Genomic DNA, 14,283 nt, shown 5'->3' with positions numbered 1-14,283 from the left:
GACCCCTTCCAGGAATAGCGGGCGGAGGTGGACATGCACAGACCGATCTTTTCGAAAAAACCGCGCCGGCGGACCAAATCCGGGGGGCGCTGGTCCCTGGGGCTGGTGCTGGCCCTGCTGGGGCTGTTGCTGGCGGCCGGCTGCGGCGGGGGCGGGGGCGGCGGCGAGGCCGGCAACCCTTCCGGAACTTCACCAGAAACCCCAGTTTTGACAGGGGTTTTCATCGACAGCCCGGTGGCTGGACTGGCCTACCGGACCCCGTCTCTCAGCGGCCTCACCGGCAGCGGCGGCAGCTTCAATTACCGCGCTGGCGAGCAGGTGGTTTTCCTGCTCGGTTCCCAGGAACTGGGGCGCGTCGCCGGGCGGGCCATCGTGACCCCGGTGACCCTGGTCCCCGGGGCGATCGACGAAACCAACGGCACGGTCACCAATCTCTGTCGCCTTTTGCAGTCACTTGACTTGGACGGCGATCCGGAAAACGGCATCGTCCTGCCCCCCGAAGCGGGGGCGGAGTTGAGCGCCTCGCTCATCGACTTCAGCCTGGGGGCCGCCGACTTCGCCAACCAGGCCCCGCTACTGGAGCTGTTCACCCATCTGAACGCACGGGGGGTGTTTGCCGAGGGCGGCGACCGCGCACTGCGCTCCGCCGCCCAGGCCCGCGCTCACCTCAGGGCCAGCCTCGCTCGGCTTGACGATGACGGCGACGGCCTGAGCGAGGAGCAGGGGGATTGCAACGACCGGGCGGCCGACATCTTCCCGGGCGCGGTGGAGGTGTGCGGCGACGCCATCGACCAGGACTGCGACGGCGTCGCTCCCGAGTGCCTGCCCGGTCAGCCTCGGCTCTGGTACCTGGATGCCGACGGCGACGGTTTCGGGGGCGGCGGCACCCTTTCGACCCTGGAACGCCCCGGGCCGGGGTATTTCGAGGCCGCGGAGCTCAAGGGGCCGGCCCTCGACTGCGACGATGCCGACCCGGGGCGTCACCCCGGAGCGACAGAGTGGTGCGGCGACGGCATCGACCAGGACTGCAGCGGCGCCGACCTGGCCTGCCCTCAGGCGGAAAACCGGCTCTGGTTCCGCGACGCCGACCGCGACGGCTACTCCGACGGCAGCAGCCTGGAGGCGCCGCAGAGCCCCGGCCCGGCCTATGCCGAGGCCAGGGACCTCGACGGGGTTTCCGGCGACTGCGACGACGGCGACTTCACCCGTCGCCCCGGGGCGACGGAGGTGTGCGGCGACGGCATCGACCAGGACTGCGACGGGGCCGACCTGGCCTGCCCGGTTGCCGAAAGCGACTTCGACAGCCGCCTGCGCCAGCTGATCAGCAATTACCGGGCGGAGCAGGGGCTGGGGGGACTGGCTTTCGATGCGCAGCTGCATGAGCTGGCCCGTGAGCACAGCCAGAACATGCAGGCCAGCGGGGTGCTGAGCCACGAGGGCTTCACCGAGCGCTTCAGCCGCTCGGGCTATGGCAACTGCGTGGAAAACGTCGGCTGGAACTACCCGAGCCCCGAAGCGATGCTCGAGGGCTGGCGCAACTCCGCCGGGCACAACACCAACCTGCTCAGCCGCGCGGTGCAGGCCGTGGGGGTCTCCCGGGTGGGGGCGTACATCACCTTTTTCGCCTGCGGCAGGTAGTCGGACCCGGGCCCGCCCCCGGGCGGACAATCCGGCGCCCGGCTGCCAGGCGTCTTGACAGCGCAGACCGGCGGGTATAATTACAAAGATTCGCCGAACCTCCCACCCGATCCGCTGCAAGGGGTTTTCCATGGACGCCAGACGCCTTTACAAAAGTACCCCGGCCACCGATCTGACCGATCTGCCGCCGCTGGGAAACGACCCGGAGAGTCTGATAAAGGATTTCCGCCGTTTTTATTCCCACCATCTGGGGCGGGACAAGAACTGCCGCACCGCCCACTACCTCTACGAGGCGCTGGTGCTGACTTTGCGCGAGCGGCTCATGGAGCGCTGGAAGAACACCCGCTACGCCTACCAGGACAGCCGCTGCCGGCGGGCCTACTACATGTCCCTGGAGTACCTGATGGGGCGTTCGCTGGGCAACGCCGTGCTCAACCTGGGGGTGGTCGGCGAAGTCGGTGAAGCCCTGCACCAGCTTGGCCTGGAGCTCGAGGAGCTGGCCGAGGAGGAGGCCGATGCCGGTCTCGGCAACGGCGGCCTGGGGCGGCTGGCGGCCTGTTTTCTCGACAGCTGCGCCACCCTGCAGCTGCCGGTGCTCGGCTACGGCATCCGCTACCGCTACGGGATGTTCCGCCAGTCGATCCGCAACGGCGAGCAGCTCGAGGAACCCGACCACTGGCTGCGTGACGGCAACCCCTGGGAGATCGAGCGCCCCGAATTTTCCCAGCGGGTGCGCTTCGGCGGCCGCAGCGAGGTCAAGCGCACCGCTGACGGCCGGCTCAGCGCGCGCTGGCTGGACACCCAGGACGTGCTGGCGGTCCCCTACGACCTCCCCATCCCCGGCTACCGCAACGGCACGGTGAACACCCTGCGGCTGTGGAGCGCCACCGCCACCGACGAGTTCGACCTCGGCGAGTTCAACGCCGGCTCCTACCCCGAGTCGGTGGCCGCCAAGAACGACGCCGAGAAAATCACCATGGTGCTCTACCCCAACGACGCTTCGGAGAGCGGCAAGGAGCTGCGCCTGCGCCAGCAGTACTTCCTGGCCTCGGCCAGCCTGCAGGACGTGCTGGCCCAGTGGATCGGCACCGAGGGGATCGACCTGGCGAGCTTCGCCGACAAGAACGTCTTCCAGCTCAACGACACCCACCCGGCGATCTGCGTCGCCGAACTGATGCGGCTGCTGCTCGACGATCACGTGCTGGGCTGGGACGAGGCCTGGGAGATCACCTGCCGCACCATGGCCTACACCAACCACACCCTGCTTCCCGAGGCCCTGGAGAAGTGGCCGGTGCCCCTCTTCGAGCAGCTGCTGCCGCGGCTGCTGGAGATCATCTACGAGATCAACGCCCGCTTCCTGGCCGAGGTCTCCCGCAGGTGGCCCGGCGACCACGAGCGGCTGCGGCGCATGTCGATCATCGAGGAGGGCCCGGTGCCGATGGTGCGCATGGCCTACCTGGCCATCGTCGGCAGCTTCTCGGTCAACGGCGTCGCCGCGCTGCACTCGAAGCTGCTCAGCGAAGGGCTGTTCCGCGATTTCTTCGAGCTTTGGCCGCACAAGTTCAACAACAAGACCAACGGCGTCACCCCGCGCCGCTGGCTGGCCTGGTGCAACCCGGGGCTGACGGAGCTGATCACTGAAACCCTGGGCGAGGGCTGGCCCGCCCACCTGGAGCGGCTGCGCGAACTCGCTCCCCATGCCGACGATGGCGATTTCCGCCGGCGCTGGCACCAGGTCAAGCAGCAGAACAAGCAGCGGCTGGCCGAACTGGTCCGCAGCCAGTGCGGGGTCGACTTCCCCCTTTCGGCCATGTTCGACGTGCAGGTCAAGCGCATCCACGAATACAAGCGCCAGCTGCTCAACGTGCTGCACGTCATCCACCTCTACGACCGCATCAAGCGCGGCGAGACCACCGACTGGACGCCGCGCTGCGTGTTGATCGGCGGCAAGGCGGCGCCGGGCTATTTCATGGCCAAGCGCATCATCAAGCTGATCAGCAACGTGGCCCAGGTGATCAACAGCGACCCGGCGGTCGGCGACCTGCTCAAGGTCGCCTTCCTGCCCAACTACCGGGTCTCGGCCATGGAGCTGATCTGCCCGGGCACCGACCTCTCGGAGCAGATCTCCACGGCCGGCAAGGAGGCCTCGGGCACCGGCAACATGAAGTTCATGATGAACGGCGCCTTGACCATCGGCACCCTCGACGGCGCCAATATCGAGATCCGCGAAGAGGTGGGCGACGCCAACTTCTTCCTGTTCGGGCTGACCGCCGAGGAGGTCGCCGAGCAGCGCCGCCATTACGATCCCTGGGGGATCATCGGTGCCGACCGGGACCTGCGCCGGGTGGTGCAGCTGCTGCAAAGCGGCCATTTCAACCAGTGTGAACCGGGGATTTTCGATCCCATCCTGCACTCGCTCACCAGCCCCCAGGACCCCTGGCTGGTGCTGGCCGATTTCCGCAGCTACGTCGAAGCCCAGCGCCGCGCCGCCACGGCCTTCCGGGACCGCGATGTCTGGACCCGCATGAGCATCCTCAACACCGCCTTCAGCGGCCGTTTTTCCACCGACCGGACCATGGAGGAGTACAACGCGCAAATCTGGAAGCTCAATCCGGTGCCGGCGGCTCCGTAACCCGCTCCCGGCGTGCGGCCGGTGGCCAGGGTGAGGCGGACAGTAGATGTCCGCTTCCCCGTGGCTGCCGCGCCGGCCCTCCCCCAGAAAAATCCCTCCCGCCACCCCTAACCTCCCATGGCATAAAAGAATTTCTTGCCATCGCGACAGAGTTGGACTAATCTAACATTGGTTTGTTCAAATGGATCCGTCAGAGGAGGTCGCATGCTCCAATCCACTCCCAACTACCTGGATGCCCTGGATCACGTCCGGGCCGTTGTCCGGCGAAACCTGGTCAGGTCCCGCTGCTGGCGGCAATCCACCCTGCTGGCCGCCGAACTGCTCAGCAGCCAGGGCGGCAGCATCCGAACCTGTGAAGCCCTGCTGGAGCTGGTCCGGGCCATGCGCCAGCACGGGGCCCTGATCCCGGAACGCGAGGATCTCGATTTCTTCCTGGTTTCCGGCCCGGTGCTGCGCATCGTGGCCGATCGCCTGCATCCCGGCAAGCCTTCCCTGAAAGGGGTGGACCGGCAGACGCTCGCCGCCGTCTTCCGGGAGTTCGACGAATTCGCCATGGCCGAGCTGTGCCTGTACCGGCCCGCCGAATTCATCCGCCGCTTCCACCGGGGCCGCAATCAGCTGGCGGCCAGCATCGGCCGCCAACCCGCGCTTCCGGGCGCAGGTGCCAGGGGGACGGCCTGACCGTCAAGGGCAGGGTTTCGCCACAGACCGGACGCCAGGGAGATTCCCTGGCGTTTTTTTTGAGGGGGGAAGGGATTGGCCGGCTTGGGCGCAGACCTTCCCGGGCAGGAGGTGGTTTGGCCCGCGCCCGGGAAGCGTCGTTGACGCCGTTTCGCGACAGCAGCACTCGCCTGATTTCGCAACCTTTGCGCCCGCGGCGGGGATTCTGTCGGCATCCGCAGACGCTTTGCGCTGCTGCCGGTGGGCGGGATTTCGCTCCGACGGGGCCTGGCACATGCAAATAGCTGGAAAGACCATGAAAATCGGCCTGGCACGGGGGTTGCTGAGGTAGGAGGGTAGTTTCGAGGAGTAACCATCCCGGTCCGGGAGGGCGCCGTTTCGGCCTTCCCGGGCCGTTAACAGCAATGGAGGCGGAATGATTCTTGATGTCACCGAAAAAGAGGCCCAGTTGATCCAATATTTTCGCACGATCAGCCGATTCAACCGTGAGCGGGTATTTTCCATGGCCCGCAACGCCGCCGACGATTTCAAGCGGGCGGAGAAGATTCGCGACTACCTGGGCGCGGCGGAACAGAAATGAAATTCGCCACGATCGCCGAACGCACCCTGGCCGCCTGGCGGGGGCACCCCCCACTGCTGGCCAGGGAGGCCGGCCAGGCGCCGAGCGTTCCTTTCAGGGCGCTGCCCGGGCCGCGCAACAAAATCAGCATCCTCTTCCACAGAAGTCTCACCACCTGCCTGCAACCCGTCAAAGAGTCCTGGAACTGAGCGGCGGGCCCCTGTCGCCCGAGTTCCGCGCGGGAATTTTCCTGCCCTCTTGTCAAACCCGGTGCCGGCCCTGTAAAATGCGAGCTTTACTTTGCGTGGTAAAGGAAGCTTGCACAGCCATGGCGCAGGACAAAATATACGCCTCCCCCCGGGAGAGGATCATCCCCTTCGAATTCAACGAGCAGGTCGCCGGCGTTTTCGACGACATGCTCGAGCGCTCGGTCCCCCTGTATCGCGAGACCCTGCTGCGCCAGGCCCAGCTGGCGGCCCGTTTCTACCAGCCTGGGACACGGATCTACGACCTGGGCTGCTCCAACGGCAATTTCGGCATGGCCCTGTGCGCCGCCATGGCCGGGCGGCCCTTCCGGATGGTGGCGGTGGACACTTCGCAGCCGATGCTCGACGCCTACCGGCGGCGGCTCGCCGAGCGGCCCGAGGCCGCCCTGGTGTCGCTGGCGGCCGAAGACATCCGCAGCCTGCCGCTGGAGAACGCCTCGGTGGTGGTGGTCAACCTCACCCTGCAGTTTCTGCCGGTGCCCGACCGCGACACCCTCATCCGGCGCATCCATTCGGCCCTGGCCCCCGGCGGCATCCTGCTGCTTACCGAGAAGATCACCCAGCAAAACCCGACGTTGGCCCAGCTGCAGCAGGAGTTCTACCACTGCTTCAAGCGGGACAACGGCTACTCGGAGCTGGAAATCAGCCAAAAGCGCGAGGCCCTGGAAAACGTGCTGATCCCCGAAACCCTGGAGGTTCACTGCGAGCGCCTGGGCCGGGCCGGTTTCGGGCCGGTCGAGGTGTGGCTCAAATGGTTCAACTTCGCGGCGCTGGTCGCTCTCCGGGAGTCCTGAGATGGAACGCCTGCTGGAGCACGCCGAGCGGCTCGGCCTGGGCCCCTGGGCAGGGGAGCTCGCCGCGCTGATTGCCCGCAAGCAGCGCTACATCGCCGGGGTCGACGCCAAGGCCAGGCGCTACCTGGACACCTTCGCCTCGCTTCCCGAGGGGGCGCCGGCCAGCGTCGAGCTGGCCTCGGACAGGGTGCGGATCGGCGATCCCGGGGATCTCGACCCTGCCTCCCGGGAGACCCTGCGGGCCGCCCTGGGCGATTACCGCCCCTGGCGCAAGGGGCCCTTCGCGCTGTTCGGCATCGAGCTGGACGCCGAATGGGATTCCTCGCTCAAGTGGAACCGCCTCAGGGAGCACATCGCGCCGCTGGCCGGGCGCCGGGTGCTGGATATCGGCAGCAGCAACGGCTACTACCTGTTCCGCATGGCCGCGGCCGACCCGGCCCTCGCCCTGGGGATCGAACCCTACCTGACCAACTGGTTCCAGTTCCGCCTGCTGCAGCACTACGCCCGGGTTCCCCAGGTCTACGGCCTGCCGGTGCGTTTCGAGGAGCTGCCGGACATGGCGGGCTACTTCGACACGGTCTTTTCCATGGGCGTGCTCTACCACCGGCGCGCCCCCCTGGAGACGCTGGCGGCCATGCGCCGGATGCTGCGCCGCGGCGGGGAGCTGGTGCTGGAAACCCTGGTCATTCCCGGCGAGGGGGAGCTGGCGCTGTGCCCCGCCGAGCGTTACGCCAAGATGAACAACGTCTATTTCCTGCCCAGCGTCCCCTGCCTGGAGATCTGGCTGCGGCGCGCCGGCTTCACCGCGATCCGCTGCGTCGACGTCAGTCGCACCACCGGCGCCGAACAGCGCAAGACCGAGTGGGTCAACACCGAAACGCTGGAGGACTTCCTCGACCCCCGCGACCCGGAAATGACCATCGAAGGCTATCCGGCGCCGCGGCGCGCCCTGCTGATCGCCCGCAACCCGGGCTGAATCCCGCGAAAACCGCGGGATTTTATTGACAGGCAGCCGCGCCAGCAAGTATTAGAAGAGCAGGGGTTTCTGGAATCCGGGCCGGCTCCATCCACCCCCTCACCCTTTGCGGCGGCTGCCGGCCGCTTGTCGGGAAAGGATCTTCGCTTGAAGCCAACCGCCGCCGACCTCGGGGAAAACCTGGCCGCCTCCGGCAGGCGTCGCCACGGCCGCTCCGGCGGGAGCCAGGATCCTCCCCTCTACAACAGCCGCATCATCAAGAATTACCTCAGGTTTCTCTCCCACAACTATCCCCGGGTAAAGCAGGAGGAGCTGCTGACGTCCGCCGGAATGACCCTTTACCAGGTCAACGACCACGGGCACTGGTTTTCCCAGCAGCAGGTCAACCGCTTTCAGCAGCGTGTCGAGCAGCTCACCGGCAACCTGGAGATCGCCCGCGAGGCCGGACGTTTCGTCGCTTCCCCCGAGGCCCTGGGGGTCATGCGGCGCTTTGCGCTGGGCTTCCTGACCCCGGAAACCATGTTCACTTCGGCACAGAAGATCGCGGCGACCCTCAGCCGCTCGTGCCGCTACGAGGCGGAGATCATCGCCCTCAACCGCATGGCCATCACCGTTTCGCCCAACCCCGGGGTGAGCGAGGAGCCCTACCAGTGCCAGAACCGCATGGGTTACCTGGAGGCCGCCGCCCTGCTGCACCGCTGCTGCGACCCGCAGGTTCATCATCCCGAGTGCATGTTCAACGGTGCGCAGGCCTGCCGCTACGAGGTCTCCTGGCGCAAGCCCGCCTCCTGGGCCTGGGCGCGGCTGCGCAACCTGGCCTGCGGGCTGTTCGCCTGCGGGTTTTTCCCGCTGCTGCTGTTCTCGCCCTGGCTGGCCCTGCACGTCGCGCTGCCGGCGGGGTTTGTGGCGCTCGGCGCGCTGACCCTGCTGGCCGAGGCGAAAAGCCGCGCCGAACTCAAGGCCGCCCTGGCCGGCATGGGCGAGTCGAGCAGCAGTTTGCTTGAGCAGCTGCAGCTCAACTACGACAACGCGCAGACCATCAATGAGGTCGGCAGCCTGCTTGGTGGCGGAACCTCGGTGGACGCCGTGCTCTCCCGGGTCTGCGGGATTCTTGAAAACCGCCTGGGCTATCGGCGGGGCCTGATCCTGCTCTGCGCCGCGCGGGGCGACCAGCTGCGGCTCGGGGCCTGCTTCGGCTTCGCGATGGCCGAGCTGGAGAGGATTTCCGCCCTGTTCGACGGGAGTCCGGAGGCCTGCCGGGAACCGGCCCTCTGGACCCTGCTCAGGGCGCGGCTGTCCCTGCTGGTTCACGGTCCGCTGCAGCTGACCGGGCGGGTCCGGCCGCCGACCCTCGAGCTGCTCCGGGAGCTGGGGGTGGGCGATTTTCTGTGCTGCCCGGTGGCGGTGGAGGGCCAGGCCCTCGGCATGGTGGTCGTGGAGGGCTGCGCCCAACGGCATCTGCTGCAGAGCGACCTCAACCTGCTGACCGGCATCGCCTCGGTGATCGGTATCAACCTGCGAAACGCGGCCCTGGTGGAGCAGCTCGAGGGGCACCGGCAGGACCTCGCGGCCCAGGTGGCCGAACGGACCCGGGAGCTGGCCGACTCGCTGGCCTCTGCCCGCGAGCTTGCCCGACGCGCCGAGGAGGCCAGCCTGGCCAAGAGCCGTTTTCTGGCCAACATGAGCCACGAGATCCGCACCCCCCTGATCGGCGTGCTCGGCATGACCGAGCTGCTGCTGAACACCCACCTCGACGAGCGGCAGCGCAGCTTCGCCGAAACGGCGCACAACTCCGGGGAAGCCCTGCTGGGCATTCTCAACGACGTACTGGACGTCTCCCGCATCGAAGCCGGCAAGCTGAGCCTGGAGAAGGTCGAATTCGACCTGGCCGAAACCCTGTGGGGGGCGCTGGAGCTGCTGGCGGACAAGGCCTTTTCCCGGGGCCTCGAGCTGGTTGGCGACCTTGATCCCGGGGCTCCCGAGGTTCTGCGGGGAGATCCGGGGCGGCTGCGCCAGGTGCTGCTGAACCTGATCGGCAATGCCGTCAAGTTCACCGAGCAGGGCGAGGTGGTGATCCGGGTGCGGCTGGCCGAAGAGACGGGACCCCAGGTGCAGATGCGCTTCGAGGTCCAGGATACCGGGATCGGTGTGGCGCCGCCGGAACAGGGGCGGATCTTTGAATCCTTCTACCAGGCCGATGATTCCTCCTCCCGCCGGTTTGGCGGCACGGGTCTTGGGCTTGCCATCGTGCGCCAGCTGGTGGCCCTGATGGGCGGCCAGCTCGGCCTGGAGAGCGGCGTGGGGCAGGGTTCCACCTTCTGGATCAGTCTGCCTTTTGAAAAAGCCGGCGAGCGCCCCGCTCCGCCAGCGCCCCTGCCTCCCGGCACCCGGGGGCTCGGGGTCCTGATCGCGGCGCCGAGCCAGGCGCTTTGTGACATGCTCGGCTCCTGGCTCGAGGCGCTTGGCCTGCGGCCCGTGGCGGCGACCGACGCTGACCAGGCTCTTAAGGTCCTGGACGAGGCCACCCCGTCCCTGATGATCCTGGACGAGGCGCTGGCCGGAGACCGGGTGGCGGAGCTGTGGGCCGCGGCAGCGCAATCCGGGGCCAAGCTGCTCTGGCTGCGCTCACCGCTGCCCGGGCGGGTTTGGGGCGAAAGCGGCCGGCCTGAAGGCCCGGGGCTGCGCAAGCCCCCCCGGCCGGCGCAGCTGCTGGAGAAGGTCGCCGCCCTGCTGGCCGGCTTCGAGGGCAGGGAGCCTGCGCCGGGGGCGGGTCGCCCTTCTCCCGTGCCGACCCCCGCGCACCGAAACGTGCTGCTGGTGGAGGATAATCCGACGGCGCAGCGGCTGGTGCAGATCATCCTGGAAAGCCGGGGCTACCGGGTGCAGGTGGTGGGCGAGGGGCGCACCGCGCTCGCGGCGGTGGCCCGGGGGGACTTCCAGCTGGTGCTGATGGATTGCCAGATGCCGGTGATGGACGGCTACGAGACGACCAGGGAGCTGCGCCGCGCCGGCTGCCGCTTGCCGATCCTGGCCCTGACCGCCCGGGCCCAGAAGGACGACCCCGAGCGCTGCCGCGCCGCGGGGATGGACGATTACCTGCGTAAGCCCTTCAAGCAGCAGCAGTTGTTGACCATGGTGGAGAAATGGCTCGAGGGTGCTCCGGCTGCCGGAGCCTGATACCCGGTGCGTTCCGCCCGGGAGGGAGATCGCTGTATTGAATGATCCTGTCGACAAGGGCCGCACGCTGCGCATCCTGCTGAGCGCGGCGGCGTTCGTGGTGGTGGTGGCCGGCATGCGGGCCGCCCAATCGATGCTGGTCCCCTTTCTGCTCGCCGCCTTTCTGGCGGTGATCTGTTCCCCGCCGGTTTTCTGGCTGCAGCGGCGCCGGGTTCCGGCCCCCCTGGCGGTGACCCTGGTGGTGCTCGGCATCCTCGCCGTCGAGCTGGTGGTGGCGGCTTTGGTCGGGACCTCCGTCGACGACTTTTACCGCAACCTGCCCAGCTACCAGGCCCGCCTCAAGCAGGAGGCGGCAACCCTGATCGGCTGGCTCGGCCGCCTCGGCATCGAGCCCCCGGACCGCTCGCTGGCCGAGCAGATCGACCCGGGCGCGGCCATGCGCCTGGTGGCCAACATGCTCAGCGGCCTGGGCGGGGTGCTGGCCAACACCTTTTTGATCCTGCTCACCGTGATTTTCATGCTGCTCGAGGCGGCGGGCTTTTCCGCCAAGCTGCGCGCCGCCTTCGGCGACGGGCCGAGGATCTTCGCTTCGCTGGGACGATTCGTCGAGGGGCTTAAGCGCTATTTGGCCATCAAGACCTGGGTGAGCCTGGGGACGGGGGCCGCGGTGGCCGGCCTGCTGGCGATTCTCGGTATCGACTTCCCCATCCTCTGGGGGCTGCTGGCGTTTCTGCTCAACTACGTCCCCAACATCGGCTCGATCATTGCCGCGGTGCCGCCGGTGCTGCTCGGTTACATCCAGTTCGGAGCCGGCCGCGCGCTGCTGGCCGCCGCGGGCTTTTTGCTGGCCAACGTGGTTTTCGGCAACGTGATCGAGCCCCGTTTCATGGGAAAGGGGTTGGGCCTGTCGACCCTGGTGGTGTTCGTTTCCCTGATTTTCTGGGGCTGGGTGCTCGGCCCGGTGGGGATGCTGCTCTCGGTGCCCTTGACCATGAGCGTGAAGATCGCCCTGGAAACCGGCGAGGACACCCGCTGGCTGGCCGTGCTGCTGGGCGCCCCGGGCGAGGCGCATGCCGAAGGTTCGGCGCAGGGGGAGGGCGAAGGCGAAGCCTCTCAGAATTCGTCTTCGTAGTAGCCGGCGCCGATGACCCAGTCCCAGGGCTCGAAGTAGGCAATGGCCACGGTCTTGTGGCGCGCTGATTTCTCTCCCGGGTTCTGCCAGGGGTAGCGCTCGAAAACCACCGGCAGCTCTTCCCCCCCGGACGTTTCGGCAAGAGCCAGGGCCTGCACGACAATCGCCTGGATGAAAGGGCGCCCGGTGGCATCCAGCGAATCCCAGATGTCCTCACCGTCGCGCAATCCGTCCTTGGACAGCAGGTAGCGGCCGCGCTGCTCGCCTTTTCCTCCCAGCACGAACACGTAGCCGTCGCGGCCGATCAAGGTCGCCATGATCCGCCGCACCAGCTGTTCCAGCTCAGGGCTGGTAAGCACCACCTGCAAGGCCCCGGCCACCCCCTGGCCGCCGGGTCGGCGCAAAGGGAGCAGGGCGACCATGACCCAGCGCCCCTCGGCCCGGCCGGGGAACAGGACCAGCTCCTGCGCCCCCAGTCGGAGGGCCGCGGGATCACTGCCCGGCAGCACCTGCCCGGGGTATTCCCCGCCTGGGGTTTTCTCCTCGCCCCCGCCGATCCTCACCAGCTCTCCCGTCTCCTCGATGCGCCGGTAGACTGCCGCCGGATGCCCGGTTTTGCTGCGCAGACTTTCCAGCAGCGCGCCCAGCGCCTGGTCGGGGCGGAGCGCTTCGCCTTCGCCGGCGGCGCCGGCCGCCATTTCGAGCCCCTGCAAGGCCTGGGGGGCGGCCCGGTGGAGCTGTGCGCGGACTTCGCTCAGCGGCGCCTGCAGCGACCGGTGGATCGCCGCCTGGGCGGTGCGGCACATCAGGTAGGTGTTGCGGGCGGTCTGCTGGGCCTGGTTGCGGGCCCAGCGGTCCAGATTCCAGCCGTAGATGCTCTGGTAGAGCACATGGCCGAAGCCCGCCAGGGCCAGCAGAAAGGCGGCCAGGGCGAGGATTTTGAAACGGAGTGGGTGCAGCACCGGCCGCCGCCTCCTGTTGATGATGGGGAAGCCTGTTCGGTCCCTGTGAACCGTCGGTCGGCCAACATCTTAAGGCATGGCTAATAAAAATGGAAGCGGGAAGGGGCGGAAAAGGAAAATTCGCCTGGTAGGACCCGGCCCCGCGGGGCCGGGTCAGATGATGGCCCTGGCGGCCTCCTCGATGGTTTCCAGGTCGGCCAGCAGCCCCTTGAGGTCGAGCCTGGCGACGGGCAGGAAGGCGAGCTTGCCCATGAGCTGCTCGGCCTTATCGGGGGCGTTGAGCAGGGCGTCGGCCAGCCAGACGATTTCCGCGGCGGCCTGGTCGGCGGGGGCGGCGGCCGGCTCGTGGTGGAAGCGTACGGCGTTGCGCACCAGCTCGGGAAAATTCCATTTGATGGCCAGCAGGGAGCCGGCCTGGGGGTGGTATTTGCGGATCACCTTGTCGCGCTCCTCGCGGGTCAGTTCGTAATCGGCCAGCAGGTTGAGCAGGGCGGTTTTGCCGATGTCGTGGAGCAGACCGCAGACAAACGCCTCCTCCTCGTCCATGCCGACCGCGGCGCCGATCTTCTTGGCCAGGTAGGCGCACATCAGGCTGTGCCGCAAAATTGCGCGCATCTCCTCGGTATTCTTGACGAAAATCTTGTTCAGGGCATAAGCGGTGACGATGTTGACCATGGTCTTGAAGCCCATGTAGACGATGGCGTGCTGCAGCGAGGTGACCGGCGCGGGGAGCCCGTAATAGGTGGAGTTGGCCGCTTTGAGGATTTTCGAGGTGAGAATCTGGTCGCCCATGATGATCTTGAGCATCTCGTGGACGCTGGGGCCCTCCTCGCCCATGCACTGCTTGAGGCGCACGAGGGTGTCGGGGATCGGCGGGATGTCGATGTCGCCGGCGGCCATGCGCTGGGCGATCTGCCTGAGCAGTTCGGCGTCGCGGTCGCCGGTTTGGGCGGCGGCCTTTTCGCGCAGGGCCACGGCCCGCTCCATGAGGTCGGCGGCCTCGAGCATGATCGGCCCGTTGATGATGGTCGGGGGGAGCGCGTCGCTGAACTCGAAGCTGCCCCCGCCCCAGCCCAGGGCGTCGGCCAGCGCGGTGACCACCAGCCGGCCGACGACGTTGAGCAGGTTCTGGCGCGGCATCAGCTTCTGGTCGAGCAGGTAGCGGGTGAAGGGGACGCCCAGCCGCTGGCTCTCCTGGATGGCGTGCTTGATCAGGTTCAGCTCCAGGCAGCCGACCCGGGCGAGAAATTCGCCGATCCTTTCGCCTTCCTTGTTGGAGGTCAAAAAGACGATCTTGCCCTCCTGCAGGTAGAAGGTCTTGACGATCTTGTCGTCCCAGATCTTCAGCGACCCGGTCTTGCCCTGGGCAGCCCCCCAAATCAGCAGGTCATGGAGGTCCATCATCCCGAGATCGCCGCCGATGCGCTTCATGCCCTTCCCCCTTGGCTTGTCGCCCCCCTGGCCGG

Annotated in this window: 11 protein-coding genes; 9 read left to right on the top strand and 2 right to left on the bottom strand. The window is 67.5% G+C overall.

What is annotated here, in order from left to right; genetic code table 11:
- Window positions 1-33: 33 nt before the first annotated feature.
- The 9 genes from DESUT3_RS19800 to DESUT3_RS19760 all read left to right on the top strand — a co-directional run bounded on the left by DESUT3_RS19800 (window position 34) and on the right by DESUT3_RS19760 (window position 11,855).
- Window positions 34-1,638, top strand: a complete 1,605-nt coding sequence (locus tag DESUT3_RS19800) for a MopE-related protein (RefSeq protein ID WP_221250219.1) — start codon at window positions 34-36, stop codon at window positions 1,636-1,638.
- A gap of 130 nt (window positions 1,639-1,768) precedes the next feature.
- The gene (locus DESUT3_RS19795; protein WP_221250218.1) at window positions 1,769-4,270 is read left to right on the top strand and encodes a glycogen/starch/alpha-glucan phosphorylase; all 2,502 of its coding nucleotides are present in this window, start codon (window positions 1,769-1,771) and stop codon (window positions 4,268-4,270) included.
- Between the two features lie 204 nt (window positions 4,271-4,474).
- A complete protein-coding gene (locus tag DESUT3_RS19790; RefSeq protein ID WP_221250217.1) occupies window positions 4,475-4,951 on the top strand; it encodes a hypothetical protein in 477 nt (158 codons plus the stop codon).
- A gap of 415 nt (window positions 4,952-5,366) precedes the next feature.
- Window positions 5,367-5,531 carry a hypothetical protein gene (locus tag DESUT3_RS19785; RefSeq protein ID WP_221250216.1) on the top strand — a complete coding sequence of 55 codons (165 nt, stop codon included), beginning with the start codon at window positions 5,367-5,369 and terminating at the stop codon, window positions 5,529-5,531.
- Entirely contained in the window at window positions 5,528-5,719 is a 192-nt protein-coding gene (locus tag DESUT3_RS19780; RefSeq protein WP_221250215.1) for a hypothetical protein, read from the top strand. The genes DESUT3_RS19785 and DESUT3_RS19780 overlap by 4 nt, the downstream gene beginning before the upstream one ends.
- A 119-nt stretch (window positions 5,720-5,838) precedes the next feature.
- Entirely contained in the window at window positions 5,839-6,570 is a 732-nt protein-coding gene (cmoA, locus tag DESUT3_RS19775; protein ID WP_221250214.1) for a carboxy-S-adenosyl-L-methionine synthase CmoA, read from the top strand.
- A 1-nt stretch (window position 6,571) separates the two neighbouring features.
- The gene (gene cmoB, locus DESUT3_RS19770) at window positions 6,572-7,546 is read left to right on the top strand and encodes a tRNA 5-methoxyuridine(34)/uridine 5-oxyacetic acid(34) synthase CmoB (RefSeq protein ID WP_221250213.1); all 975 of its coding nucleotides are present in this window, start codon (window positions 6,572-6,574) and stop codon (window positions 7,544-7,546) included.
- A 147-nt stretch (window positions 7,547-7,693) separates the two neighbouring features.
- On the top strand, window positions 7,694-10,723 hold the full coding sequence (locus tag DESUT3_RS19765) for a hybrid sensor histidine kinase/response regulator (RefSeq protein WP_221250212.1): 3,030 nt from the start codon (window positions 7,694-7,696) through the stop codon (window positions 10,721-10,723).
- Between the two features lie 37 nt (window positions 10,724-10,760).
- Entirely contained in the window at window positions 10,761-11,855 is a 1,095-nt protein-coding gene (locus DESUT3_RS19760) for an AI-2E family transporter (RefSeq protein WP_221250211.1), read from the top strand.
- Here the strand turns inward: DESUT3_RS19760 and DESUT3_RS19755 are convergent.
- Both DESUT3_RS19755 and DESUT3_RS19750 read right to left on the bottom strand, forming a co-directional pair.
- Complete coding sequence (locus DESUT3_RS19755; protein WP_221250210.1) at window positions 11,837-12,817, bottom strand: Cache 3/Cache 2 fusion domain-containing protein; 981 nt, start codon at window positions 12,815-12,817, stop codon at window positions 11,837-11,839. The two genes, DESUT3_RS19760 and DESUT3_RS19755, sit on opposite strands and share 19 nt — an antisense overlap.
- Window positions 12,818-12,970: 153 nt before the next feature.
- Window positions 12,971-14,248, bottom strand: a complete 1,278-nt coding sequence (locus tag DESUT3_RS19750; protein ID WP_221250209.1) for an HDOD domain-containing protein — start codon at window positions 14,246-14,248, stop codon at window positions 12,971-12,973.
- Between the last annotated feature and the right edge of the window lie 35 nt (window positions 14,249-14,283).

Origin of the sequence: Desulfuromonas versatilis, from assembly GCF_019704135.1 — a bacterium.
Taxonomy (GTDB): Bacteria; Desulfobacterota; Desulfuromonadia; order Desulfuromonadales; family NIT-T3; genus Desulfuromonas_A; species Desulfuromonas_A versatilis.
The sequence above is the reverse complement of the archived record's forward strand: the minus strand, read 5'-3'. Positions and strand labels throughout refer to the sequence as shown.